The sequence below is a fragment of the Raoultella sp. genome (genome assembly GCF_039594335.1).
Classification (GTDB): domain Bacteria; phylum Pseudomonadota; class Gammaproteobacteria; order Enterobacterales; family Enterobacteriaceae; genus Klebsiella.
Genome location: NZ_JBCNNS010000023.1, coordinates 1 through 25,539, shown reverse-complemented (window position 1 = coordinate 25,539; position 25,539 = coordinate 1). Strand labels below are relative to the sequence as shown.

Genomic DNA, 25,539 nt, shown 5'->3' with positions numbered 1-25,539 from the left:
ACCATGTCTTGTGAATTAAAAGCGAAAGATCGCACCGGGGTCATCAACCCCATTTTTACCTGTCAGCCTGCCGGGGCGCAGTATGTCAGCATCGGTATTAAAGACTGTATTGGCATTGTCCACGGCGGCCAGGGCTGCGTGATGTTTGTCCGTCTGCTGATTTCGCAGCACCTGAAAGAGAGCTTCGAGATCGCCTCGTCGTCGGTTCACGAAGATGGAGCGGTTTTTGGCGCGCTGGATCGGGTTGAACAAGCGGTGGATGTGCTGCTGATGCGTTATCCGCACGTTAAAGTCATCCCAATCATCACGACCTGCTCGACCGAGGTGATTGGCGATGACGTTGACGGAGTCGTGCGCAAACTCAACGACGGCTTGCTCAAAGAGAAATATGCCGGGCGTGAAGTACACCTGATTCCAATCCACACCCCGAGCTTTGTGGGCAGTATGATCAGCGGCTACGACCTGGCGGTCCGTGACATGGTGAAATATTTTGCCCGCAAAGGGGAACCGAACGGCAAAATCAACCTTATCACCGGCTGGGTTAACCCTGGCGATGTGACGGCATTGAAGCACCTGTTGGCAGAGATGGATATCGATGCGACGGTGTTGTTTGAAATCGAAGCGTTCGACTCGCCGCTGATGCCGTCCGGCAACCATGTGTCCCACGGCAACACCACCATTGCCGATTTGGTGGATACCGCGAATGCCAGTGCAACCCTTGCCCTGAACCGTTACGAAGGGGCAAAAGCGGCCCGTTATCTGGAGGAAACCTTCGAGGTTCCGGCACTGATTGGCCCGACGCCGATTGGTATTCGTAACACCGATACCTTCCTGCATAACCTGAAAACGCTGACCGGCAAACCTATTCCGGCGTCGCTGGTTCGTGAGCGTGGGATCGCTCTTGATGCGCTGACCGACCTGGTACATATGTTCCTGGCCGATAAGAAGGTGGCGATTTACGGCAACCCGGACCTGGTGGTGGGCCTGGCGGAATTCTGCCTCGACCTGGAGATGAAGCCGGTTCTGCTGCTGCTGGGGGATGACAACGCCAGCTACGATAAGGACCCGCGTATTCAGGCGCTGCAACAGCAGGTGGCATACAAAATGGAGATCATCACCAACGCGGATCTGTGGGAAATGGAAAAGCGCATTACCTCAGGAGAGATTGAGCTGGATTTGATTCTCGGTCACTCGAAAGGGCGTTTTACCGCCATCGACAACCAGATCCCGATGGTCCGCGTGGGCTTTCCCACCTACGACCGCGCAGGGCACTACCGCCATCCGGTGGTGGGTTATGCCGGGGCCATCTGGCTGGCGGAACAAATGGCGAACTCGCTGTTTACCGATATGGAATACAAGAAAAACAAAGAGTGGATCCTCAACGTCTGGTAATCCCCGACATCCCACCCGACCGGGGTTCGCCCCGGTCATACACAGGATAAGGCTATGTCCACATTACTGTTTGAGAGTGAGGAGCAGCGCTTCGCCCGCTGCTATGAACATGCCTGCGGCTATCACCGCCGTGCGCGGCTTCTGGTCAATCAGACCTCATCGGCAAGCCTGGTTTTCAACGTTGCGGCGATAGCCGTGGAGTGCTATCTCATCGCCCTGTGCGCGCTGCATGGCGAAATGCCGATGAACCATAACTACCGCAGCCTGTTACGCAGTGTGGAAGGTAAAACCCAAATCGACGCTACACTGCGTGACGATATTCATGCGCTGGATAGCATTTTTGGTATCTGCTCGATTGATGACTACCATCACGGCACGCCGAATGACGAAGACAAAGTACGCATTCTTGCTATCTGCGACGCCATCGACACGCTGATCCATGCAGACCAGGCGCGCTTGACCGGCATCCCCGTGGAGAAAACGCGATGATGCAAACCTTTATGCCGCCAGGCCACCCGCACGGCGAAATGCGCCGCGATGAGCGTGAGATTTGCGACCCGGCAGATATCGATACCATTCTCACCCAGCAGCGGGTGATGTATATCGCCTTATCCAGCGATGACGTGCCCTTTGTACTGCCGGTGTTCTATGTCTGGAACGGCACCTCTCTCTATTTCCACTCCGCGCGTGGCGGCAGCAAGATTGAGATCATGAAAAAGAACCCGGCCATCTGCTTTGCCATCACCCACTATGGCGGGATTATCGAAGATGAACTGGCCTGTAATTTTGAGGCCCGGCATCGCACGGTCATTGGCCTCGGCACGGCGAGTTTCGTTCAGGACGATGCGGAAAAAATCGCCATGCTGCATCAGTTGATGGCGCGTTTTACGGAGAAAATCTTCACCTTTCCGGCGGCAAATTTGACGGCAACGCAGGTAATTCGCATCGATATTACGTCGATGAAGGGTAAACAACATGGGTTTTGAGCAGAGGGCGTCATGAAAATAGCCGTTTTTGTTGACGATATGGGGCAGATCGCACCGCTGGGTCAGTCCGGAACGGTGCTGTTGTTTACCCGCGAGGTACAGCAATGGCGCGTCTGCCAGCAGTTTCCGTTTGCTTTGACGCCAGAAATGTCGCTGGCGGAGATCCGTGAGCATACCCTGTCGCTGCTGACACAGTTGCCCGAGTGCCGCCATTTTGTCGCCCGGGATATCCACGGCGCGCTGCTGGCGTGGATCGATGGTAAAGGGCTGACGATGTGGAAATGTATCGGGCGCCCGCTGGATGCGCTTGATCGTATTGCGGCACAGATCCCTCCTGCGACAGAACCGCGGCTATTGTACCCCGAGGTCTTTATCGAACCGGGGGAAACGGAAGGGCAGTTCCGGGTTGATCTGATCAAGGCGCTGTGCGGCGGCGGGGCGCACACCTCAAAGCGCGTACTGATGCCTTTATTTGAACAGTGCCAGTTCACGCGCCTTGAGATCACCTGCGATCATCTGCCGAAATGGTTCTCCTCGCTGGATCCCACCCGGCTGCGTTACCAGGTGATGCCGGCCGTTGACGGTGTACTGCGGGTGATCGTCACACCGGTTACCGCTGCCGCCGTGGGCTAATGTGGGAAAGCCGACAAACCTGTTCATGGTCGTACATTGTTTGTCGGATAAGTCTGTATTTTTAATTAAAATTAAATAAATTCAAAAAGTTAAATTTGTTTTTTAACAATAACGGCTGGCGCTGATTTTGCACCGCTCGATTAACCGCCGCGGCACACGCCCGCGGCGGCTCGCCCAGAACCTGAATGTTGATTGATCGGGAGACCTGCGATGCACCGTGAGAAACGAAACCTGGCCGCGACGGGCATATTGCCTGCGCTGCTGGCAGAACCGCTTTCATTTAGCTGTCGATTGGGGGAGTGCCGTTCGGAACTGATGCCGCTGCTGTCTGAGGTCAGCAAAGTGGTCAGCGTCGAAGGAGAGCTGTCACGCACGCTTAAGCTGGTGCTGGAGCTGATGCAAAAACATATGCAGGTGATCCGTGCCATGATCACCCTCTATGACGCCAGTTGCGATCAGATTTTCATTCATGAAAGTTACGGCCTCTCCCCGGAAGAGGTCAAAAAAGGGGTCTATTCTCCGGGCGAAGGCATCACCGGGCGGGTAATCGAAACCCGACAGCCGATCATCGTGCCGCATATCGCCGACGACCCGTTATTTCTTAACCGCACCGGAAGCTGGGATAAACACCGTGACGGCCAGCATTCGTTTATCTGCGTGCCGATTATTCGTGGGCTAAAAGTGATGGGTACCATCGGGATCGAGCGGGTTTACAACAACGTGCAACTGCGTTTTCTCGATCTTGAAGTGCTGCGGGTGATTGCCGCCATTATTGCGCAGGCGGTGGAACTTCATCTGCTGGAGCGAGCCCATCAGAAAGTGTTACAGGCGCAAAGCGCGGCGATGCGTTTAAGTACTGACAAGTTCAAGCCCGCCAATATTATTGGTAACTCCCGCGCCATGCAGTCGATTTACCAGCTTATTGAAAAAGTCAGCCACGCCCGGACCACGGTGCTGATATTGGGCGAAAGTGGCGTCGGCAAAGAACGGGTGGCGACCGCCATTCACCAGAATAGTCACTGTGCGAGTGGGCCCTTTATCAAATTCAACTGCGCCTCGCTGCCGGAAAGCGTCATTGAAAGTGAGTTGTTTGGCCACGAGAAGGGGGCGTTTACCGGGGCGATTTCGCGCCGCGCCGGGCGTTTTGAAGAGGCCGACGGAGGGACCATTTTTCTTGATGAGGTGGGGGAGTTGTCACCTTCGGCCCAGTCAAAGCTACTGCGGGTGATTCAGGAGCGCAGCTTTGAACGGGTAGGGAGCAATGACACGTTGCGGGTCAACGTCCGTATTCTGGCTGCGACCCATAGGGACCTGAGTGAAATGGTGCAAAAGGGGACCTTTCGTGAAGACCTCTACTATCGACTCAACGTCTTTCCCATTACCATCCCGCCGCTACGGGAGCGGGGCAACGACATTTTTATCCTCGCCGACCACTTCAACGCACGCTTTGCACACGAGCAGGGTGTCGACATTCCCACGATTGCCACGCCGGCACTCAATATGCTGCTCAATTACGACTGGCCTGGGAACGTGCGTGAACTGGAAAATGTGATGGAGCGGGCAGTGCTGCTGGCCGATGAAGGCATCATTAACACCTGGCATTTGCCGATTAGCTTACAACCTATCATTGACCACGTGATTGAACATGGCGGGCTGGAGGCGCGTCTCGCCCGTGTCGAGCATGACCTGATTATTGAAACGCTGACCACCTTTCAGGGCAATGTCTCCCGTGCGGCGGCGCACCTGAACATGACGCGCCGGGCGCTGGGACTGCGGCTGGAAAAATACCAGGTAAACTATAAGCAGTTTCGGGGCTGAGTCAGACGATGACGCGAAGTAAAACTGCCATGATCGAGACCCCCGAGCGGCCAGCGCTGCGCCATGCACCGCGGCCAATCATCGCCCACTCGCCAGCCATGCAGCAGGTGGTGCTTCGCGTGCAGCAATATGCCTCTGTGCAGACGCCGGTGTTATTACGCGGTGAGTCAGGGACCGGCAAAGACACCATCGCCCACGCGCTGCATCACGGTTCGCCCTGGCGGGAGGGGCCGTTTGTGAAATTAGGCTGCGACCATGTGAGCGATGAAGAGGTTCTGTTTTTGCTGCTGGGGGATGTGTCCCGGGCAACGCAAGGCCCAGGAGCGCTGGCGCGCGCGGCAAAAGGCACCTTGTTCTTAAGCGAGATTGGCCATTTCTCGTTGCGCCTGCAACAGCTGCTATTGCAGATACTACAACAGAAAAGTTTTACCTCACCTATCGATAACATGCCGCACTGCGGAGATACCCGCCTGGTCTGTGCCAGCGAGGTCAACCTTGAACAACAGGTGGCGGAGGGGGAATTTCTGCCCGAACTTTACTATCGGCTACATGTCGCGAACATTGTCTTACCACCGATGCGCGATCGCCGGGAAGATATCGTGGCACTGGTGGACGACTTTTTTAGCCGATTTAATTGCCGTAATCACACCCACGTGATCATGACGCCCGATGCGTTGGCGCCGCTGTATATCTGCCAGTGGCCTGATAATTTGCGCGATCTGGAAAACTGCCTTGAATATGCGGTTCTGCACCGCAAAGACGATCTGATTGAACAGTTGCCCTGCATTCACAGCGTATGCCTGCGTAAGCAGCTGAATTTGCGTATTGATCACTATACCAAACGGCGCAAAAGCACTGCGTCTGCGCCGGCACTGTGGGACCCTTGTGCCGCACCGCCTCATGTTCAGCTGCCGCTTGCGGTATCCGTCAGCGGCAGCGATGTGGACGATGACATTCGCCACCGCTTTATCGCCGCACTGGAAAAGAGTGGGTGGGTGAAAGCGAAAGCGGCACGGCTATTAAATATCACGCCGCGCCAGCTCTATTACGCATTGCAGAAACTCAACATCGAAGTACGAAAATTCTAAAGAGTCGCGCGCAATCGCAGGCGCTGTCCTTAACACCCTGAACTATAGCAACGGTCTGTTCCACAATGTATTGGACTGTGGGCCTGATACGATGGTAACTCTCCCGACAGAGCGGTTCGTTTACTTCCCGAGATTTTCAGGCAAGAAGATGAGTTTGTCTTTATCGCCGACATAAGGCGTGCAGGCCGCTTGCGTGCCACGGTCTCAGAGAGGGGAGCCGATCTGCGCCGAAAGATTGCCGCACGCGCTGCACAGTGGGGGGGCCTTTTTGGCGCGGATGACCTGATCATTACCGCAGGTGCAACACAGGCGCTACGTCTGGCGCTCCACGCCATGTGCCGGCCAGGCGATGTCGTGGCGATTGAGCAGCCCGCCTACTTTGGCACGCTCCTGCTACTGGAGGATCTGGGGCTGAAGGCATTACAGATTCCCACTGACCCTGTTGAAGGTTTATTGCTGGCGCCCCTTGAAGACGCGATTCTGCGCCACCGACCTGCCGCCGTTCTGGCTTCACCCACGGTGCAAAATCCGTTGGGTGCCAGCATGACTGTTGAACGCAAGCGGGATCTGGTGACCCTGCTTGCCAGTCAGGACATTCCTTTAATTGAGGACGACGTGTATGGCGATCTGGCCGGTGGCGCGCAGCGTCCGCCAGCGTGTAAAGCCTTCGACAGATGCGGAAATGTCATTTACTGCAGCTCACTGTCTAAAACCCTGGCGCCGGGCTGGAGAATTGGCTGGATTGTGGCCGGACGCTATCACTCAACGGTATTGCAGGCCCGCATGGCGGGGGAGTGGGCAGGCGCACCGCTGATTGAAGCCGCGGCGAACGAGATCCTGGCCAGTGGTGATTATGACTGACATCTGCGGTACCTGAAGCGGCGGATTGCGGAAGGCCTCCGGGCTATCATCGCAAAGGTTGAAACAAGCTTCCCGCCGGGCACGCGCGTTGCCGCGCCAGCAGCCGGTTTTCTGATTTGGGTAACACTCCCGTCCGGGATAGATGCGCTGGAGGTCCATCGTCGCGCACTCGCCCTTGGGATTGGGGTCAGTCCGGGACCGCTTTTTTCGCCGGGGGCGGCAGAACTGCAAAACTACCTGCGGTTGAACTGCGCGAATGAACCCACCCGCCAGCTTTTGAATGCAGTGGAACAACTCGGTCTTTTATGCCATGAATTGCTCAGGGGATATTGACAGCGGATATTTCCAGAGGCCAGGTAATGCACCTTCTGAACGTGGCGGATAGGAAATTATTGGTTGGATCAGGATATCGGAATATCACTAAACGTGAAGGGGGCGTTTTAGCGGGAGGCTTACAGGAGGCGAACGCCGAAACAAGCGCAAAGGTGAGCCAATAAAAAACCTGCTGCGAGCAGGCTTTTTATTGGCTCATGGCACGAACGATTAGGGGTTCCCCAGCAGGGCGGAAAGACGCGCCACCACATCGACACATCCGGCCAGCACCAGATTGCCGTTTAACAGGCCATTATCGGCGAGAAACGCATTACTGCCTCCGCCCGCTTCGACAATGATCAACATCCCCGCCAGCGCGTCCCAGCTGTTCATGTGCTCTTCGTAATAGGCATGCACCTGCCCGGTGGCAACGTGGGCGAGCATCAGCGCCCCGGCACCAAAGCGGCGATACTCCATGCCGGCATTGAGCACGCAGGCCAGGGTACGGGTATAGTGTTCGACCGGCGCGCGACTTGAGCGCCCCATACCGATAACCACCGTTTCCGGATCCGGCTCGCGTAGCGTCAGACGCCGATCGTTAAGAAACGTCCCTGCGCCACGGCGGGCAAAGAAAAACTCATTCCGATCCGGGGCGTAAATCATCCCCAGCTCCGTGGTGTTCTCGCGAACGTAAGCCAGTGAGATGCACCAGTAATCCATCCCCTGAATATAGTTGGTCGTCCCGTCGATAGGGTCCAGCACCCAGGTGCCGTGCTTACCGGCCTGCAGACCGCTCTCTTCCCCGAGAAAGCCATCCTGCGGGCAGTGGGCGTTCAGCCAGCGTTTGATCTCTTTTTCCACATACAAATCGGCGTGTGAGACAAAATCCTGGCGGGCTTTTTTGTCCACTTGTAGTCCGGCATTACGTAATGCCTGCGCTTCTGCGCCCAACTGGCGAATCAATATACATAATGATTGCTGCTGTTCTTCCGTCATGGCCTGCTCTTATTGAGATAATGGCGACGTGCGCCGGGAAATGAGTTGCACATCCACCCAGGTGGTTCGCGAGGGCTGTAACGGATCGTCAGCGCGTTCCAGCAGGCGGGTTAATGCCTGACGGGAAATCTCCTCAACGTCCTGATGCAGGGTGGTGAGCTGATAACTGTATTGCGCCGTTTGTGGCGTATTGTCAAAACCAATGAGCTGAAAATCGTCTGGGGCGTGCCTGCCGCGCTGGCGCATCCCGTCAAGAAAACCGCAGGCGAGCTGCGCATTGGCGCAGAAGATGCCATCAAGGGTCTCATCGGCTCCGACAGCGGCCTGAAACCCACCGTCATAGCCTTCGGTGGGCGCGATAATCGCCTGCAGATTGTGGGCGGTGTCAACACCGAAGGTCTGTAGCGCCTGGTAAAAGGCATCGCCGCGCATTCGCCCGGCCCAGGTGGAGTGCGCGGTATTAAGCCAGCCGAAACGACGGCAGCCGTTGCGCGCCAATTGCCCGGCTGCGAGTGTTGCACCGTAGACGTTGTCTGAGCTGACGTAATCCACAAAGGGGATATCCGGTTGGCGGTTGATGCCCACCACTGGGATCTGTTGCGATACGCACTCATTTACCAGCGATTCCGGTGGCTGACCTGAGGTAACGATCACCCCGGACACACGGAACTGGGAAAAACGGCGCAGCGTGCGGGCAAGGTCTTTTTCGCTGCGAATTTCACTCACCAGCGCCTGAAAACCACAGCGCTGGATCTCGCTCAGCAGGGCATCCAGCAAGCTGCTGCGAAACGGGTCGCTGATGCGTGAGACAATCACGCCAATCAGATGGCTGCGGCGGCGATTGAGTCCTTGCGCGAGAAAGTTAACCTGATAACCAAGCTCCTCCGCCGCGCGCAGGACTCGCTCCCGGGTGTCGGGAGAGATACTGCCGTTGTTGCTCAGTGCGCGCGAGACCACCGCCCGTGAGACGCCCGCCCGGCGGGCTACATCCTGCGCGGTGACGCTCTGTTTACGGGGGACTGAATTCATGCCGGGCGTTCCTCAGTGGAAATCTCGAGGGGATTGAGCGTCCATTCAAGACCGTCATGGCTGACGAACAACCCGTTCCACGGCTGGCAAGCGCGCTGAAGGTCAGGCAGTATCGCATCGTTACAGTGATAGAGCCCCAGTGCCGGGAGATTCAGTTGCTGAAACAGCGCCAGGCAGGAGGGGAAATCGCCGTGTGACGCGTCATTGCTGAGCGGCGTCAGTGACGCACACTCCTGGAAAGCGAGACCGGCGCCATCCATAAGCGCCACCGACGCCGGCGTTGGGCGACCGTCACCACTGTAAAACAGCGTCTGCTTGCCCTGGGTGATACGAATGGCGCGGTTGGTGAGCTCATGCCGGGTTTCGGCGGTCTGAATATGCCAGTCGTGCCACGTCCATGCGTCGGAGGTGTCGCGCCAGTCGAGATCAAAACACAACGTGGTCTGCGGCCAGTGGGCGAGCGCTGCCAGTTGCATCAGTACGGGGCGCTGCTGCGGTTGACTGTAAATAATCACCGCTTTCTGGCGCGAGAAGCTGTGCCAGTAGTTCAGCAGCGCCGTCAGCCCGGTACAGTGATCCGGGTGAACGTGGGTAAAATAGACGGCGTCGATATCATTGACGTCTCCCCCGCGCTGCCACAAGGCCCGGGGAATGGTGGGGCCGCAGTCAATTAACCATTGTCGGTTCGCCTCATCGATTATCCGTAGCGCAGAGGTATTTTGTTCGCGGGAGAAGGCGCTGCCGCACCCAAGCACATCTATTTTCATTTTCCCTCACCAAAAATGTTTGACGCTTAATTAAATTGTCACAAATACCCGACAAAGTAGGCTCACATAATGTCGAGTCAACATTGCATTTTTTTTACATTCGAATGAACACGTGTTCATTGCAGTAAAAACAGTCAACGCAGCGATTTTTGGGTAATGAATATGAGTTATTTACAGATTGCCGGGCTTAAAATTAGCTATGGCGAAAAGGTTGTGTTGCATAATATCGATTTGCATGTCGAGAAAGGCGAGATGATTGCCCTGTTGGGGCCGTCCGGCTGCGGAAAAACAACGCTTCTCAATGCACTTTGCGGTTTTATTCCGGTAAACACCGGGGAGATTACCGTTGCCCATCGCGATATTACCCACAGTGCTCCGGAGCAGCGCAATATTACAATGGTATTTCAAAGCTACGCGCTGTGGCCGCATCTGACGGTGGCGCGCAATATTGGCTATGGGCTGAAACTGCGCAAATGGCGTCGTGACGATATTGACCACCGCGTCACGGAACTGCTCAGCATCGTCAATTTGACCGGTCTGGCGGATGTGAAGGTGACGGAGCTTTCCGGCGGGCAGCGCCAACGTGTTGCTCTGGCGCGGGCGCTGGCCATTGCGCCGGACGTGCTGGTGCTGGATGAACCCTTGTCGAATCTCGATGCAAAAGTGCGTCTCAACGTGCGTCATGAAATTAAAACCTTGCAAAAACGTCTCGGCTTTACCTCATTAATTGTGACCCACGATCAGCAGGAAGCGCTGGTTATGGCCGACCGCATTGCGGTGTTAAATAATGGCCACATCGAGCAAATAGGCACGCCGGAAGATATTTATCAGCGTCCCGCAACGCCATTTGTTGCAGATTTTATGGGGGCGGACAATAAAATATCTGCCAACGAGCTCTTCGCCGCTCAGGATATTTCCCTGCGCGCGCCAGGGAAATGTTCCGCTGACGATTTTCGCGATCGTACTTTTTATTTTCGCAGCGCCGATACGGTGCTCAGTGCGTTAACCGCCCACGCGCCTGACGAGGGCTTAACCTTGAATGGGGTGGTCGAACAAAGTGCTTTTATTGGCAGTTTATACCGCCACAGCGTGCGCTGCCGTGACCGCGTATTACTGGCGGACTCAACCCAGAACTGGCCCGCACAGTCATCCGTCCGACTGCACGTTCCAGCCGCCGCGTTACATATTTTTCCATCGTCTTAAGCAAGTTGACTTCATTGTGTTCATTTTGGGGATAGACCATGTTTACTCAAACGAAAGCTGCGGTAGTGACTGCATTGTTTCTGAGCTACGGCGCACAGGCCGACACCATTCTGAACGTTGCCACAGCAGGCGATCAGAATATGGTGGATTACGTGAAAACCTGGCTGGGGCCGAAGTTTGAAGCGGCGCATCCGGGGGTAAAAGTGCAGGTGGTGGGTACCGGTCCTGGGGATGCCGGCTCGAATAAAATCATCGAGAAACTGAGTGCGCAAAAAGAGAGTGGCGCGAAGACCTGGGATATTGATGTGGCGGTCGTTCACCAGAAAGCCGGTGGCGAGTTGGTGGAGAAGGGGCTGCTGGAGAAATATCGCCAGCAGATTAGCACCGGCAGCATGGTGAGCGCGGATAACGCTAAAAATGCCCTCGGCGTGAACGTCGACGGCTACGTGATGCCGATGTTCTTAAGCCAGACCGCTATCGCGTGGAACAGCGAAGCCATCAAAACGCCCCCGGCGTCTTACGATGAACTGGTGAGTTGGGTGCAGAAAAACCCGCAGGCTTTCGGCTATAACGGCATCAAAAACGGCATGTCCGGCGTGAGCTTTGTGGTGGGCTGGATGTACGCTTATGGTACGGATGCCCGGCGTCTGTCTGCGCTGCCTTACGACAAAGGCGTGGAGAAAAACTGGAGCCAGGCATACGAGAAGCTAAAGGCCTTCAATAAGAATGTGACCTTCACGCCAGGCAATGCCGGTACGCTCGATATGCTCAGCCGCGGCGAGATCACCATGGGGCCGGTATGGGTGGATATGTTCTACAGCTGGAAAGATCAGGGCAAGCTGCCGCCGTCTATCAAGCTGGCGCTGCTGTCGCCGGGTATGCCGGGACAGCCGATGTACTACGTGACCCCGGCGAAGGCGGCAAACCCACAGCTGGCGCGTGAGTTTATCGAGCTGGCAACCAGCCCGGACGTGCAGGCGCAGGGGATCGTGAAACAGTTTAACTGGTACCCAGGCATCGATGCGGAGCACGTGAAGCCGAAGCTGGATCCGGCAACCTGGCAGAAGCTGTTCGCGGAAATCTCCCCGAAAGCGCTGGCGGACTATGGCAAAAGCTTCCCGATAACCCCTTACTTTGACGACATAAAAGAAGGCTATGAAAGCCAAGTCGCCAACTAATTATCGCTAAGGCTCAGGCGCGGCATGACGTCGCCCTGAGCGTTTCTTTTTCTGATGTCAGGTTTGCTATGCGCCGTTCGTTGAAATATCTGTTACTGGTCGCGCCTGCCGCGCTGATGATCGCCGTGCTCTTTTTGTACCCGCTCGGGTTTTCGCTGATTGTCGCGTTTACCAGCGATGTGCGGCAGTTGACTCTGGCCCATTTCGCTAAGGTTTATGCCCTCTATTCCAGCGATATTGCCTTTACGGTGGTGATTGTGCTGACCTCCGTGGCGCTGCTGGCCGCGATGTCCATTACGCTCTCGGCGGTGATCACCTTGTCACCCTGTCGGCCGATTGTGCATATGCTGGGGTTCTTGTACCGTCTGCCGCTGTTTATCCCCTTTGTTGTGGCAGCGCAGATGATGCGGACCTTCCTGGCCAAAAACGGCCTGATGAACAATGCGCTGGTGGCCACCGATCTGTTTACGCCGATGGAGACTGTCTCCTGGCTGGGCTGGAAAGGGATCATCATTACCTTTGTCTGGAAACAACTGGCGTTCGCCACGCTGCTTATCTGCGGCGCGATGGCGGCGTTGGAGTCGTCGCAAATTCTGGCCGCTCGCAATCTCGGGGCCTCGCGTCCGCGTATTCTGTTCGACATTATTCTGCCGCAGGTGCTGCCTGCTATCGGCGTGGCGTTGGTGATCTCTACCGTGACCATGATGTCGGTTCTTTCCGTACCGCTGATGATCGGTGTCGGCACGCCGACGATGATGACCGTGGACATGGCGTTTCGTGTCAATTCATATGGCGACTACGCGGTGGCCAATGCGCTGGGTGTGGTGTCACTGCTGATTTGTGGTGCACTGTCGTGGTTCTACCTGCGTCACAGTCTGCAACAGAAGGGAGGAGACTTATGAAAGAGGTCAGTATGGCTTTGCCGGAGACGTGGCTGGCGAAAGGGCGTCGAAAATTGAGCGCCAGTCTGCTGCTCCAGACGCTGCTGTTGGTTTTTATGCTGCTGGCGATGTTTGGCCCGCTGCTGAACTTACTCATCTGGACGGTGGCGGAGAGCTGGTTTTTCCCCCATGCGCTGCCCAGCCAGTGGGGGCTGAAATACTGGTATCAAGTGTTCAGTCCCTACAGTGATGTTTCCGGTTCACTCCTCACCAGCGTGCTGATCGCGGTGCTGTCGGTGGGGGTGTGTCTGTTGATTTCGGTGCCGGCAGGTTATGCGCTGTCACGGCGAGGGATGCCGCTGCGGGTGCTGTTCATGCTGCTGTTTTTGATTCCGCAGGCGTTTCCGAACCTGACAGTGTACATGAATATCGCCCGGCTTTTTTATCAGTGGGGGTTAAACGGTACGGTAGCGGGAGTGGTGCTGGTGCATAGCATGCACGGCCTGATGTACTCGGTATGGATCTGCGTGGCGGCCTTTTCCGCCGTAGACCCGTTGCTGGCGAGGGCGTCGCGTAACCTCGGTGCCGGGCCGATGTACACCTTCTGGCATATTGTGCTGCCGCAGGCTTCGCCGGGCATTATTGCCGCCAGTATTTTTGTCTTCCTCGAATCGCTGGATGAATTTACCGGCACATTTTTCGTCGGCGCACCGGACATCAGCACGCTGCCGCTGCTGCTGTACAACGCCAGTATGTCGGGGAACTATCAGGTGTCGTCCATTACCGCCCTGATTCTGTTGGTACCGTCGCTGCTGTTTATGCTGGTCATCCATAAGTTTATGCGCCCGGAGATGTTGTCGAAGCTGGGCAAAGGGTGAGGAGGAAGGGCCTGCTCTCAATAGCCGAACGGGCGTACTCAACGCATCAGTATGGATAGCTAATCTGTTCCGGCTGAGGCCACATAATAACTTCACCGTGGTGGAGAGAGGTCAGCACTTTGGCCTGGCGGCGCAGCGTCGCACAGTAGGCATTATCGTAGGAGCCCATGGCGCGGTATGGATAGCCGTCACCTGTGCGCCGATGACGTCCAGAAAGTAGTTAAGTTCATCGGGCGTGAAGCCTGTGAAGCCGCAAGCGGCGTGGTGCGTGAAGACCTTGACCGCCTGATATGTCAGAGGTCAGGTCTTGTGTCTGAGAACACGGACGGCTGAAAACGGGATGCGAAAATCCACCTCTCCCAACGGTTCTTGGGTAAAGTCAAACGAAGGTTAAACGAAACGCTTTCTTCAACCCGATGCTGTATATAACGATTAAAGATGTAACCGCTAAGGATTATATTCACGCAGGGGACTGAATGGATTCATGACCTGATGCTTTGTCTTGGTATTCAACATGGGAATCCATCACCCGGAGAAAATATGACCTTTTTGAACATATTGATTTTGGCAGTCATTCAGGGACTGGCTGAGCTGTTGCCCGTTTCCAGCTCGGCACATGTTATTATGGCGGAAAAAATTCTGGGGCTTAACCCAAGTGCACCAGACATGACATTGCTGTTGGTTATGCTGCACACGGGGACTATGTTTGCCGTTATCGTTCATTTCTGGAAATCCTGGTGTGTAACTTATTTTAGCTCTGGCGCGGCGTTTAAACATTATGCTCTGCGCATCATTATTGCCACCATGATGACGGGGATCGTAGGATTAACCTTGCAACATATCATCAAGGTTTATTTCTCTGGCAATACACCAAATTTCGAAATTGAATCACTGTTCAGCAACAGTAAACTGATTGCTTCCGGGCTTGTCGTTTCAGGTATTCTCATCATTATCTCGTCACGAATAAAAGAAAGTCACAGCAAAAGTCTCTCTTTAATCCAGTCCGTCATTGTGGGGATGGTTCAGGGACTTTGTCTGCCTTTTCGCGGGTTATCCCGTTCCGGCGCGACAATTTCTACTGCATTATCCGTAGGCGTTGCCCGAAAAACCGCAGAAGAATTTAGCTTTGCGCTGGCGGTTGTGCTGACACCTATTGTCATTGTTAAAGAGGTGGCGCGCGCTTTCCATGCCGGTGCCGCACTCCATGATGTCTCACCGACCGTTTTATCCATCATTCTGCCGAGTTTACTGGGTATGGTATTCAGTTTTATCGCCGGTTTAGTGGCGCTTCGCTGGCTAGCAGGCTGGCTTGAACATGACAAGTGGCACCTTTTTGGCGGCTACTGTCTTCTTGCCGCCTGCGCCGTTCTTTGGATAGGGTAATCCTTATCGTAGTGGCGCGTAATATACCCTAAATAATGCGCGTCGCAGGACAAAGCCTTCCCCTTTCGGGAACCGCGCTTACGTTGTTCCCGAAAGGAGAGGCCATAGGCCGAATCACGCGGCAATGCCGTGAAGTCACAGGCGCTTATCGGTGTCAGTGGCTGAGATGCGCGTGTTGAGTCAACGCCCCTTCAGCGTAAAGTCGATGAATCGCGGTGACTGGCAGAGTTTGATAATCCCGTGGTGAGCGATACCCCAGCGTGCTGTGTGTGGGATGTTCATGGTCATTACTGAACGCCAGCGTCAGATTCATCACCGCCACTTAACTGTCCGGTTTTGGCATGAGATCGCTGTCATCACGTTTAATCGTCTTCACGAACGATTTTGCGATACCGTTGTTTTCCGGGTCGCGTACCGCTGTCGTGCACGGCTCAATCCCTGGCATTCGGGCGAATGCCCTCGTTTTATGGACTTGTAAGCCTAACCATTATCCGTCAGCCATTCCACATTGCCTGAACGTGGCCGATCTGCGCAATAGACGTTTTCATAAGTATTCTTCGGAATGTCTGAATGTCCTGAGGTGTCAAGCCATCAGCTTAACAATGCCAGTCTGCTGCAAACCTTCCGAAGCAACCGTTTCTCTCGGAGATGCCCCTCCTGTAAACGCCGTTTCCCAGCCAGATATCCTCCTTCGACCCGGTATGTGTAACCGTTAAAGAACATTCCGTAATGGAATGTTATGTATTCTAAATATTCACATTTTAGAATGTACTGAATAGAGTATGATTGCCCTGTTGTTTTTAGTCTGCCAGCCTTCTATAACGAAAAATTTATATTAATTAAGGCATTTAAATGAAAGATAAAACTTCTTCCTGTCTTATGCGTTTAACCATTCAAGATATACTGGAGTGGATAGAGTTTAATTTAGCAGAAGAGCTAACACTTCGAGTCCTGGAAGAAAAAACAGGATACTCCCAGTGGCACTTTCAAAAAAGTTTCAAAGAAGTTACTGGTATGTCTCCAGGTGTATATATAAAGAATCGTAAAATGGCTATTGCCAGTGATTTACTAACAGAAACAAATAGCTCAATTACGGAGATCGCAATGTATCTCGGTTACAGACAGCAATCAGCCTTCTGTAGGTCATTTCGACAGCATTATCATTTAACTCCACGCCAATATCGTCTTAAATCACGAACCTGACCCATTCAGTAATCGTCCTTCTCTAAGGGAAATCTGAATGATATAGGAATTGACAAATAACAATTCCCCAGTAGAAACCCATTGACAGGTATCATTATGATCCATAAAAAAGATTTACGGCAAACATCTCAACCTATTACTCGCTGGTTGACTTTCGTAGGCACTCTTCTTGCTCAGTTCGCGTTGGGTTCGGTATATACCTGGAGTTTATTTAATAGCCATTTTGCAACACAGCTCCACACTACTGTTCCAAATGTAGCTTTCACTTTTGGCATCCTGTGTCTGTGCCTGGCTTTTGCATCCAGTTTTGCGGGGAGGTTACAGGATAAATTTGGTGTTAAATTGCTTACCATATTTTCTGGTGTCGCACTGTTAGTGGGTTTAGGACTGACGGGGATCTCGCATAATCTGACAATGTTGTGGATTTTTGGTGGTGTACTGGTAGGACTGGCCGATGGTATTGGCTACTTACTTACGCTGACCAACTGTATTCGATGGTTCCCGGAACGAAAAGGACTTATTTCCGCTTTATCCATCGGTTGTTATGGGGTGGGATCGTTAGCCTTCAAATTCATTAATATGGATCTGCTTGCCAATAACACATTACATACCGCATTACTGTACTGGGGAGTTATTGCTGCGGTCATTTGCGTTATTGGTGGGCTATTGATGACAGATGCGCCATATCAAAACGTGAAAGTTGCCAGTGGTGCGATCCAAAAAGAATATACTCTGCGTGAAGCTGTTTGTACGGTGCAATTCTGGATGTTATGTCTAATGTTTGGAACCGCAATGATGGGAGGGTTGTACATTATTGGTGTGGCAAAAGATATTGCACAAAGCATCGCTCATCTCGACGGAGTGACGGCTGCCAATGCGGTAACGGTTGTTGCTGTCGCCAACTTGGTTGGTCGTCTTGTGATGGGCATAATGTCCGATAGCATACGCATCATACGAATTGTCACCTTTGGTCAGATAATCCTCCTGGTAGGTATGATTCTGCTTAATTTCTTCCATCTGAGTGAATATAGTTTCTTCTTTGCTCTGGGGTGTGTCGCGTTCAATTTTGGTGGCCACCTTACCACCTTTCCATCCCTGGTGGCTGAGTTCTTTGGTCTTAATAACGTTACTAAGAATTATGGCGTAATTTATCTGGGTTTTGGGATTGGATCTTTCCTGGGGTCCGTGATTGCTTCGGTCTTCGGTGGTTTCCAGTCAACTTTCTGGGTCATCTTCGTTTTAGCCATTATCTCTATCATCTTCTCACTAACAGTGAAGTATCCTGCGAACACTGAGGATGACTCTTATATTCCTTGGGGCATCTGAATTTAACTGAATCAGTTATAAATCGAGTTATGTATACAGAAATGACCATGAGAGTAGTGAGCGTGAGAACCTGTTGATGTCTGATTCGAGGTGGAAAATAAATGATTTTTAATATCTGCTGGTCCCTGCCGTTAACTTTATGTATATTCTTTTCAGCGCGCTGGCTGGCAATGAATAAAATAAAAAACCCTTTATTCAATCCACTCCTCATTACGCTGATTCTCATAATTGTTATCCTGGAATTAGGGCACATTTCTTATGCGAACTATTTCCAGGGTGCTTCTTCACTCAACTCTCTGTTGCAGCCAGCAGTTGTGGCACTGGCTTTTCCTCTTTATGAGCAATTGCTTCAGCTCCGTGCAAAATGGAAATCGTTGCTCTCCATCTGCACGCTAGGTAGCCTTACAGCAATGTTTTCAGGCAGCATTATAGCTTTAGAAATGGGAGCTACGCCTCAAATGGCCGCGACCATCTTGCCTAAATCAGTGACAACGCCCATTGCAATGGCTGCAAGTAGCGCTATCGGAGGTATCCCTGCTATCACTGCAGTATGTGTAATTCTGGTTGGTATTTTGGGGGCTGTACTTGGCCATGTGTATCTGAACATTGTGCACATCAATCACAAGATAGCACGGGGACTGTCAATGGGATCTGCAAGTCATGCGTTGGGCACTTCCCGCTGCGCAGAAATTGACGCAGAAGAAGCCGCATTTAGTTCCGTGGCCCTGGTGCTATGTGGAATCATAACCGCCGTGCTTGCACCCTATGTTTTCAAAATAGTCATGCTTCTCGTCCCCTGGTTACTGAATAAATAATACAGAGGTTATTATTTATGCATATTTCTGCATCGGTTATCGACACTGTTGTTGAATGGATTAATGAGAATTTACATAGAAAACTATGTATTGAAGACATCTCAAATCATTCAGGTTATTCAAAATGGCACATCCAGAGGTTATTTCTTCATTACAAAGGGGAAAACCTGGCAAGTTATATCAGAAGAAGAAAAATGGAGCTTGCAGCTCTTCAGTTAACCAACACTGATGCTTGTATCTACGATATTGCCTTGACTTGCGGGTATGATTCCCGGCAAACGTTTACTCGCGTATTCTCTCGTACCTTTGGGCTGGCGCCTGGAGCCTGGCGTAAAGAGAGCAGAAAACATACAGCAGACTGTTTGCATTAGGTCAGTACACAGCATTATTATTGATATATAACAGAGTATGTAATTATGCCTACATATATGGTTGTAAAAAAATGCATTTTATACTCATTAAGTATAGTTGGTTGTGGGTATATAGAATATGTTTTTATTTTTAATCATCACTGGTAGGGTTATCATTAGTATTGTGAGCTAAGAGTCATTTTAACATGTAACCATGTCACTTAGAACAGGTGAGGAATATACCATGCCTATCACCATTGTGAAATATATACGTGCATTCGTCATAATTTATGTCTGTCTCTACCTGGGTATATTTATAGCACCGGTATTGCCAGTGGTTATTCCGGAAAGTATTCTGGGGTTGATTATTTTGTTCGTTCTTCTTTCATTTCAAATAATCCCTGAGAGGTGGGTTAATCCGGGGTGTACTCTTCTTGTTCGTTATATGGCATTGTTATTTGTTCCAATTGGCGCAGGAGTTATACAATATACGGGTTTACTGCGAGCGCAGTTTGGTCTGATTTTTGTTTCCTGTCTGGGAAGTACCATTATAGTGATGGTTGTGGTGAGTTACACTTCTCATCTCGTGCATAATAAACATGATACTAAAGGGAAGTCATAAGAGATATGCCGCGTATAATTAAATATATCCTCAGTCAATTGCTTAATTTTCAGGCGAGGGCATAAAAAACACATTGTACGGCTAACAGGACTTGTCAGATAAATTTAATTACTAAGCACCGGAGGTGTTATGAAAAATTCTATGCCTGACATAACTAATCAAAAAAAACTTGCCGACATGGAGCATTTTTTATGGTGTGCGCTTATAGCGCTTCATCTGTCTCGCATTGATGGAAAGACCCTCTCACCACTAATGGAGCATATGTTTCTGCAAAACTGGCTTGTTACCGCTAAAAAACAAAGACGTTTCCCTCTGACTATTTCAAAAGACATTGACTACCTTATACAACTTAGCAGAGATCTGGGACCATCAGCAAGGCTAGGTCAACGTTTAGAAACGCTTTGGAAAACCAGTATTATCAGGCCAAAGGATGATTCTCCACTCTCACGATTAACACGCGTTATCCGGATACTTAAATGCCAGGGGTGGTCAGATATCACCCTGAAACAACGAAACTGGACAACGGTTAAGCATGTGGACATAAATACTGCAGCACCGGCAATTTTTATCCTGGGAATTGATTTGGTTGAGTGTTTTTCAGATGATGGTGATATGAGGAGGTCAATGGATATTCTTTCTACAGGTGATGCGGACATATTATGCAATGCATTCAAAATCGAAGGTCTAACTATAAAAAGGCATTCAAAAAATCAGTCTTACTTTACCATTGAAAATTAATTCACCAATGATGGCGCGTTCGTATTTTTGTCGTCACACAGCTGGTTACTATCATTAGAATATTGGCGCTAGAGTATTAATTCTTTTCATCTTAAATATGTGACAAATTATCAATGACGCTAAGAATAAAATTCTTTAAAAGTGACTTTAGAGTCTGTAGCTCCTTTGGCCTCAGATTTTCTCCGGTAGTCTGGTTGTAGCGATCAGCATCAGCTGCTGATCACTGCAACTCAATGATAATGAGAACATTAAATAGCCGGTTGCCTCTGTGGCGTAGAATCATTCAGGTGCTGCAGGAGGAATGCCTGAATTTAACTGGCTGTTCGGGTAGGGCCTTTATTGCGGCACGCTTAATCAGCCGCCAGACTCGTTTAACACTGCGCTGTTGCCCGGTATCACGCAGGTCCAGATGGATCTTGCGATCGCCATACACGCATCCCGGCGCCAGCCAGGCGTGGTTGATCTGCGGCGGTTCATTCAGCTCAAACGCGTTAGTTAGACGCAACGCTCCAGTTAGCGGCAGGAGAGAGTGTCACAAACGGCCCGCCAGGCGTCGCATTGTGATGCCCAATGATTTCCTTTGCTGACAAATGTTCGTTATCCATCGTGGTGTGCGCATCTGACATCAGCACGGTCCTGAATCCCAGCGCCTGCGCAGCAGGTAGTGCCCACACAGGATATCGCTTTCAATAAATATATCACCTGCGTAGTGTATGGCCTTTTGTCATATGCTGACCGCGAAAAGGAAAGTGTTTCGGCTTCCGCTTCTCGCTCACAACAGACCTATACCTCAGTGAGTTTGTCTGCCCGGTGCCAGGCACGGACGTCAGATCCGATTAATACAATCAGCGCAATGCCTTTGAGAAACAGACAGCTTCTGCCCTACCTATGTATGGGCCGTAATTTTCAATACGGATATAACCATTTTTCTCGTAGAAATTTACAGCCCGATAGTTGATATGTCGGGTTTCCAGTCTAAGTTCGGTATATCCCATCACTTTTGCAGATTTTTCAAGAAAAGTCAGTAAAGCATTGCCAACCCCTGACACACTTCGGTCTGAAAACATTCTTTTAAGCTCGGCTATATTTTGCGTTAATGGTCGTATAGCACCGCATCCTATAGCTTTGCCATGAGAATTCTTGGCTAATGCCCATAAAGCTTTGTCATCACTCATTGCTTCAACGGTGAAATTGCTTTTGCCGTTATCACCAGTAATAGCGGCAAGTTCTGCTGACAGCATTTCGATTAAGCGATGGGATTCTGAAGAAAATGGATCTGATTTCTCAACTGTTATCATGGTTATACCCTGCAGGATGAGTGTGACCAACATAAAGCACCTGATAAGGAAAGCATCAACCTAAAACGGGTGATGGAACAACACTGTTTCCAGACTTTCCCGAGGGTATCATGTTCGCTCCTCTCGGACATCCATCTCAGTCTCTTGTCCACACGGTACCAGACGTGGGATCTGCTGAGGTTCAGATAGGCTAATTTTTATAATCATTACGTTGCAGGTAGCCACGACTGAGAATATAAGCTTGTCGAGTTAACCCTGCGGCGAGTATGTGTTCGACGGTATATTCACGTGCGCTGGCGGGATTGTTCTGCTGGCAGTCGCTTAAAATATGCTCGCGTTCGCTCCAGGATCTGGCGAGATAAGTGAAGCTGAAAGGCAGCGGGAACAGAGTCATCCATCGCTCCTCACTGTCTCTTCAGGGACAAATTAACGACAAGCGCGGAGTTGAATTCAGGAAGGCAACACGGCTGTCGCGATTGCACTATTTTCAACCAAAAGAGCACTATTTGTGTGCATGATCACCATTCCTATCCCCAACCCCAAAAAACCAGCACCCAGTACCTTCTGCACTTCATCATAAAATAAATATTATTTTTCATAGTGATAACAGTTTAATGACTGATTTTAACGTCATTGGCATGCTTCATGCTTTCATTGAATTCAAGTTACTTTCATGTAATTCATATATCTTTATTGGAGCATGCCATGAAGCTAAATCGTTTTTCTCTACCAGTACTTATCTCCACCTGCCTTTTTTGCTCAACGGCTTTCAGTGCCGATCTGCTTGAAAGAATTAAAGAAGCAAAAGAGATCACCGTTGCCACGGAAGCACGATACGCCCCCTTTGAGTATGTTGATAACGGCAAAATCGTCGGTTACGACGTTGACCTGATGAACCACATCTTTGCCAAATCACTGCCAGGCGTGAAAGTGAAACAGTTGGATCTGCCTTTCCAGGGCATCCTGCCAGGGCTTGATGCGAAAAAATTCGACTTCGTGGTTACCGCCGTCACCGTCAATAAACAGCGTATTGAACGCTTCAGCTTTACCGCTCCGGTGGCGGAATCTACCGTTGCACTGCTCAAAAGAGCAGAGGACAGCGCGATTAAAACGCCGGCTGACCTGAGCGGCAAAGTGGTGGGCTCGCAGGCCGGTTCCGGTCAGCTACAGGTGCTGCAATCGTTCGACCAGGCACTACGCGCCAGCGGCAAACCGGGCATCAAAGAGATCAAACAGTATGTCGCGTTTGATGAAGCCTATGCCGATCTGGCATCTCACCGTCTTGATGGTGTCGCCCAGTCGCTCTCGAACCTGGGGCCGCTGATTAAAACTCGACCGGGCGTTTTTGCCACACTCCCGGAAATGATAGGGCCACAGACCTTCTTTGGCTGGGTAGGGCGTAAAGATGCCGACAGCGCCTCTCTGGTGAAACTGGTCGCTGACGGAATCATTGAAGCCAATCGCGACGGCACCATGAAGGCGCTGCAGCAGAAATGGTTCGGCTTTACGATGACCGTTCCGGCAACAGAAATGCCTGCACCGGCGCTGTGAGTGGAAAACGATGACGGATTTCATGACGAGCTTTATCCACTGGCTGCCGATGCTGATGCAAGGAGCACTCACCACCGCAGTGCTCTGCCTGACAGCGATGGTCGCCGGCTTTCTGGTGGGTATTGGCGTATGGCGAATGTCGACAAGTCCGTTACGGATTTACCGCATGACGGCCCATGGATGGGTCAGTCTGTTTCGCGGTACTCCGGTTCTGGCTCAGTTGCTGCTCTGTTTTTATTTGCCGTCACAATTGGGGATCGACATTCCTGGCTTTGCGGCCGCCACGCTGGCATTAACGCTGAACACGGCGGCCTATCAATCGCAAATCCTGAAAAGTGGTTTCGCCAGTATCACCCCAGGTCAACTGGAAGCCGCCGCGATTTGCGGGCTTAGCCCGCGGCAGATTTTATGGCGCATTCAGGTACCTCAGGTTGTCCGTACTACCCTACCGTCACTGATTTCCGAGCTGATTGATGTGATCAAAGCCTCCGCCGTGGTGTCGGTTATCGCGCTGACAGATTTGATGCGCGTGGGTCAGCAACTGGCGTCATCAACGTACCAGCCGCTGCAGGTCTATCTGGCCGTGGCGCTGGTCTATCTACTGCTGACCAGCCTGCTGGCCCTGTTGGGCCGTCAGGCAGAACGCCACTGGCAGAGGGAACAACGATGACTGAACTCGCACAATACCTACCAGCCTACATTCAGGCCTTGGGAGTGACGTTGTGGATAAGTCTCTGCGCCGCGTGCGGCGGCATGCTGTTGGGGTTTGCCTTAAACGGACTCTGCGGCAGACGTGGTCTGGCCTTTCGTCTGTGGCGTACTTACGTGTGGGTGATCCGCGGCACGCCGTTTCTGGCACAGCTGGCCGTTATCTACTTTGGCCTGCCGTCCATCGGCATCATGCTGAGCGCCGTTGAAGCTACGCTGCTGTCGTTGATGCTGTATAGCGCGGCCTATTTCAGCGAAATTTTTCGCGCCGCGTGGAACAACATCCCACCGGGACAGCGAGAGGCGGCGCTGGCAAACAATATCTCTACGATCCGCTGTTTCTGGCATATCCAGACACCGCAGGCCGTTCGTTTTGCGCTACCGCTGTTGGGCAACCAGTTCATTCTGACTATCAAAGAGAGCGCTGTCGCATCGATCATTACCGTACCGGAACTGACCATGACGACGAGTCAGATCGTTGCTAACACCTACAGCTATATCTTGCCTTATACCTTGCTGATCGCCAGCTACTGGCTGCTGGCGCAGGGAGTGAGTATAAGCATAAAAACATTGAGCCACCTACTACGGACCGGAGAATAACGTGAATAATACTGCTGTGCCGGTGCTCGAAATGCGCCATGTAGGCAAGTCATTCGCAAACCATGTGGTACTGAACGACATCAATTTACGCGTCGATCACGGTGAGATAGTCACGCTGATTGGCCCGTCGGGCTCCGGGAAAACCACCGCGCTACGCTGCATGAATTTTCTGGAAGCCTACGACAAAGGGGACGTGCTGATTAAAGGACAACTGCTCGGCTATTCCGGCACGCAGCGTGGCCTCGCGCATGCCGACAGCGCCAGCCTCATAGCCGATGTGCGCAAACCGCTCTCGATGGTGTTCCAGCAGTTCAATCTCTGGCCGCACATGACGGTGCAGGAAAATGTCGCCGCGCCGCTGGTACTGGGGAAAAAAATGTCCCGCCAGGCGGCAAAAACGGCCGCGATGGCTGCCCTCAGCCGTGTCGGGATGGCGCAAAAAGCGAATGACTGGCCTGTGCGACTCTCCGGCGGCCAGCAACAACGAGTGGGTATTGCCCGCGCACTGGCGCTGAATCCGGAGTTATTGCTGCTCGACGAGCCCACCTCGGCGCTCGATCCCGAACGTGTTGAAGAGGTGCTGGACGTTATCCGGGATCTGGCCGGGCAGGGGATGACCATGGTGATGGTCACCCATGAGATGGCGTTTGCGGCCCATATCTCGTCACGGCTGGTGTTTATGGCCGACGGCAACATTATTGAAAGCGGCACGCCGCGACAGATTTTTACACAGCCGAAAAGCGAGCGCCTGCGGAGCTTTCTCGCGCCGCTGTTTCGTCGGCCTCTGCAACCCGAAGAACTGGAGAAACTACCATGATGGAAACAGGCTTACGGGTTGCCCGACAGCTGGATGAGGATTGGCTGAACCAACTGTTGGCGCAGCTTGCAGAATATGGAAAGTTAGCGAATGGCGGCGTCGATCG

At 52.1% G+C, this 25,539-nt stretch carries 27 protein-coding genes and 4 pseudogenes; 22 read left to right on the top strand and 9 right to left on the bottom strand.

Annotation, left to right across the window (positions count from 1 at the left end; all coding sequences use genetic code 11):
* Positions 1–3 precede the first annotated feature (3 nt).
* From anfK to ACZAHD_RS06120, 7 genes and pseudogenes are all read left to right on the top strand, one after another.
* Positions 4–1,392: a Fe-only nitrogenase subunit beta gene (gene anfK, locus ACZAHD_RS06150; RefSeq protein WP_368763468.1), complete on the top strand. Its 1,389-nt coding sequence runs from the start codon at positions 4–6 to the stop codon at positions 1,390–1,392.
* Positions 1,393–1,446: 54 nt separating this feature from the next.
* On the top strand, positions 1,447–1,881 hold the full coding sequence (locus ACZAHD_RS06145; RefSeq protein ID WP_462455988.1) for a hypothetical protein: 435 nt from the start codon (positions 1,447–1,449) through the stop codon (positions 1,879–1,881).
* Positions 1,878–2,378 (top strand): pyridoxamine 5'-phosphate oxidase family protein, encoded by a 501-nt coding sequence (locus tag ACZAHD_RS06140; RefSeq protein WP_462455987.1) that lies wholly within the window; start codon positions 1,878–1,880, stop codon positions 2,376–2,378. Before ACZAHD_RS06145 ends, ACZAHD_RS06140 begins: the two co-directional genes overlap by 4 nt.
* Before the next feature lie 12 nt (positions 2,379–2,390).
* Positions 2,391–3,011 carry a Fe-only nitrogenase accessory AnfO family protein gene (locus ACZAHD_RS06135; RefSeq protein ID WP_462455986.1) on the top strand — a complete coding sequence of 207 codons (621 nt, stop codon included), beginning with the start codon at positions 2,391–2,393 and terminating at the stop codon, positions 3,009–3,011.
* Positions 3,012–3,221: 210 nt separating this feature from the next.
* Entirely contained in the window at positions 3,222–4,829 is a 1,608-nt protein-coding gene (locus ACZAHD_RS06130; protein ID WP_462455985.1) for a sigma-54 interaction domain-containing protein, read from the top strand.
* A gap of 29 nt (positions 4,830–4,858) precedes the next feature.
* Positions 4,859–5,917: a sigma 54-interacting transcriptional regulator gene (locus tag ACZAHD_RS06125; protein WP_462455984.1), complete on the top strand. Its 1,059-nt coding sequence runs from the start codon at positions 4,859–4,861 to the stop codon at positions 5,915–5,917.
* 216 nt (positions 5,918–6,133) lie between these two features.
* Positions 6,134–7,111: pseudogene (locus ACZAHD_RS06120) on the top strand (aminotransferase-like domain-containing protein); the annotation flags it as partial.
* A 210-nt stretch (positions 7,112–7,321) separates the two neighbouring features.
* On the opposite strand, the gene ACZAHD_RS06115 reads toward ACZAHD_RS06120, so the two are convergent.
* The 3 genes from ACZAHD_RS06115 to ACZAHD_RS06105 are packed head-to-tail and all read right to left on the bottom strand — an operon-like array spanning position 7,322 to position 9,882.
* Positions 7,322–8,086 carry an inositol monophosphatase family protein gene (locus ACZAHD_RS06115; RefSeq protein WP_462455983.1) on the bottom strand — a complete coding sequence of 255 codons (765 nt, stop codon included), beginning with the start codon at positions 8,084–8,086 and terminating at the stop codon, positions 7,322–7,324.
* A gap of 9 nt (positions 8,087–8,095) precedes the next feature.
* Entirely contained in the window at positions 8,096–9,115 is a 1,020-nt protein-coding gene (locus tag ACZAHD_RS06110) for a LacI family DNA-binding transcriptional regulator (protein WP_462455982.1), read from the bottom strand.
* Positions 9,112–9,882, bottom strand: a complete 771-nt coding sequence (locus ACZAHD_RS06105; protein ID WP_462455981.1) for an MBL fold metallo-hydrolase — start codon at positions 9,880–9,882, stop codon at positions 9,112–9,114. Before ACZAHD_RS06105 ends, ACZAHD_RS06110 begins: the two co-directional genes overlap by 4 nt.
* Positions 9,883–10,044: 162 nt before the next feature.
* On the opposite strand from ACZAHD_RS06105, the gene ACZAHD_RS06100 reads away from it, so the two are divergent.
* From ACZAHD_RS06100 to ACZAHD_RS06085, 4 genes are all read left to right on the top strand, one after another.
* On the top strand, positions 10,045–11,085 hold the full coding sequence (locus ACZAHD_RS06100; RefSeq protein WP_462455980.1) for an ABC transporter ATP-binding protein: 1,041 nt from the start codon (positions 10,045–10,047) through the stop codon (positions 11,083–11,085).
* Positions 11,086–11,123: 38 nt separating this feature from the next.
* Positions 11,124–12,263, top strand: a complete 1,140-nt coding sequence (locus tag ACZAHD_RS06095) for an ABC transporter substrate-binding protein (protein ID WP_462455979.1) — start codon at positions 11,124–11,126, stop codon at positions 12,261–12,263.
* 68 nt (positions 12,264–12,331) lie between these two features.
* Positions 12,332–13,165 (top strand): ABC transporter permease, encoded by an 834-nt coding sequence (locus ACZAHD_RS06090; RefSeq protein WP_462455978.1) that lies wholly within the window; start codon positions 12,332–12,334, stop codon positions 13,163–13,165.
* On the top strand, positions 13,162–14,022 hold the full coding sequence (locus ACZAHD_RS06085) for an ABC transporter permease (RefSeq protein WP_462455977.1): 861 nt from the start codon (positions 13,162–13,164) through the stop codon (positions 14,020–14,022). Before ACZAHD_RS06090 ends, ACZAHD_RS06085 begins: the two co-directional genes overlap by 4 nt.
* A 46-nt stretch (positions 14,023–14,068) precedes the next feature.
* On the opposite strand, the pseudogene ACZAHD_RS06080 reads toward ACZAHD_RS06085, so the two are convergent.
* Positions 14,069–14,226: pseudogene (locus tag ACZAHD_RS06080) on the bottom strand (hypothetical protein); the annotation flags it as partial.
* A gap of 336 nt (positions 14,227–14,562) precedes the next feature.
* On the opposite strand from ACZAHD_RS06080, the gene ACZAHD_RS06075 reads away from it, so the two are divergent.
* Positions 14,563–15,405, top strand: a complete 843-nt coding sequence (locus ACZAHD_RS06075; protein ID WP_462455976.1) for an undecaprenyl-diphosphate phosphatase — start codon at positions 14,563–14,565, stop codon at positions 15,403–15,405.
* Between the two features lie 154 nt (positions 15,406–15,559).
* Here the strand turns inward: ACZAHD_RS06075 and ACZAHD_RS06070 are convergent.
* Positions 15,560–15,912: pseudogene (locus ACZAHD_RS06070) on the bottom strand (hypothetical protein); the annotation flags it as partial.
* 345 nt (positions 15,913–16,257) lie between these two features.
* On the opposite strand from ACZAHD_RS06070, the gene ACZAHD_RS06065 reads away from it, so the two are divergent.
* The 6 genes from ACZAHD_RS06065 (at position 16,258) to ACZAHD_RS06040 (ending at position 20,459) form a co-directional block, all read left to right on the top strand.
* Positions 16,258–16,608, top strand: coding sequence for a helix-turn-helix transcriptional regulator (locus tag ACZAHD_RS06065; RefSeq protein WP_462455975.1), 351 nt, complete (start codon positions 16,258–16,260; stop codon positions 16,606–16,608).
* 96 nt (positions 16,609–16,704) lie between these two features.
* Complete coding sequence (locus tag ACZAHD_RS06060) at positions 16,705–17,934, top strand: MFS transporter (protein ID WP_462455974.1); 1,230 nt, start codon at positions 16,705–16,707, stop codon at positions 17,932–17,934.
* Positions 17,935–18,035: 101 nt separating this feature from the next.
* A complete protein-coding gene (locus tag ACZAHD_RS06055; RefSeq protein ID WP_462455973.1) occupies positions 18,036–18,749 on the top strand; it encodes a CidB/LrgB family autolysis modulator in 714 nt (237 codons plus the stop codon).
* Positions 18,750–18,766: 17 nt separating this feature from the next.
* Positions 18,767–19,120, top strand: a complete 354-nt coding sequence (locus ACZAHD_RS06050) for a helix-turn-helix domain-containing protein (protein WP_462455972.1) — start codon at positions 18,767–18,769, stop codon at positions 19,118–19,120.
* Positions 19,121–19,343: 223 nt separating this feature from the next.
* Positions 19,344–19,721, top strand: a complete 378-nt coding sequence (locus ACZAHD_RS06045; protein ID WP_462455971.1) for a CidA/LrgA family protein — start codon at positions 19,344–19,346, stop codon at positions 19,719–19,721.
* 129 nt (positions 19,722–19,850) lie between these two features.
* Entirely contained in the window at positions 19,851–20,459 is a 609-nt protein-coding gene (locus tag ACZAHD_RS06040) for a DUF2913 family protein (protein ID WP_462455970.1), read from the top strand.
* Positions 20,460–20,742: 283 nt separating this feature from the next.
* Here ACZAHD_RS06040 and ACZAHD_RS06035 read toward each other — a convergent pair whose 3' ends face one another.
* The 4 genes and pseudogenes from ACZAHD_RS06035 to ACZAHD_RS06020 all read right to left on the bottom strand — a co-directional run bounded on the left by ACZAHD_RS06035 (position 20,743) and on the right by ACZAHD_RS06020 (position 22,151).
* Positions 20,743–20,964 carry a hypothetical protein gene (locus tag ACZAHD_RS06035; protein WP_462455969.1) on the bottom strand — a complete coding sequence of 74 codons (222 nt, stop codon included), beginning with the start codon at positions 20,962–20,964 and terminating at the stop codon, positions 20,743–20,745.
* Positions 20,951–21,118, bottom strand: a pseudogene (locus ACZAHD_RS06030) (cysteine hydrolase); the annotation flags it as partial. The gene ACZAHD_RS06035 and the pseudogene ACZAHD_RS06030, both read right to left, overlap by 14 nt.
* A gap of 186 nt (positions 21,119–21,304) precedes the next feature.
* The gene (locus tag ACZAHD_RS06025) at positions 21,305–21,790 is read right to left on the bottom strand and encodes a GNAT family N-acetyltransferase (RefSeq protein ID WP_462455968.1); all 486 of its coding nucleotides are present in this window, start codon (positions 21,788–21,790) and stop codon (positions 21,305–21,307) included.
* 157 nt (positions 21,791–21,947) lie between these two features.
* The gene (locus tag ACZAHD_RS06020) at positions 21,948–22,151 is read right to left on the bottom strand and encodes a hypothetical protein (protein WP_462455967.1); all 204 of its coding nucleotides are present in this window, start codon (positions 22,149–22,151) and stop codon (positions 21,948–21,950) included.
* Positions 22,152–22,462: 311 nt separating this feature from the next.
* Here ACZAHD_RS06020 and ACZAHD_RS06015 point away from each other — a divergent pair, with 311 nt between their 5' ends.
* Genes ACZAHD_RS06015 through ACZAHD_RS06000 form a run of 4 tightly spaced genes read left to right on the top strand, consistent with a single transcriptional unit; the run spans position 22,463 to position 25,433 of the window.
* Entirely contained in the window at positions 22,463–23,308 is an 846-nt protein-coding gene (locus ACZAHD_RS06015; RefSeq protein ID WP_462455966.1) for a transporter substrate-binding domain-containing protein, read from the top strand.
* A 22-nt stretch (positions 23,309–23,330) separates the two neighbouring features.
* Positions 23,331–23,978, top strand: coding sequence for an amino acid ABC transporter permease (locus ACZAHD_RS06010; protein WP_462455965.1), 648 nt, complete (start codon positions 23,331–23,333; stop codon positions 23,976–23,978).
* Positions 23,975–24,616: an amino acid ABC transporter permease gene (locus ACZAHD_RS06005; RefSeq protein ID WP_462455964.1), complete on the top strand. Its 642-nt coding sequence runs from the start codon at positions 23,975–23,977 to the stop codon at positions 24,614–24,616. The genes ACZAHD_RS06010 and ACZAHD_RS06005 overlap by 4 nt, the downstream gene beginning before the upstream one ends.
* A 31-nt stretch (positions 24,617–24,647) precedes the next feature.
* The gene (locus ACZAHD_RS06000; protein ID WP_032432532.1) at positions 24,648–25,433 is read left to right on the top strand and encodes an amino acid ABC transporter ATP-binding protein; all 786 of its coding nucleotides are present in this window, start codon (positions 24,648–24,650) and stop codon (positions 25,431–25,433) included.
* The last annotated feature ends 106 nt before the right edge of the window (positions 25,434–25,539 follow it).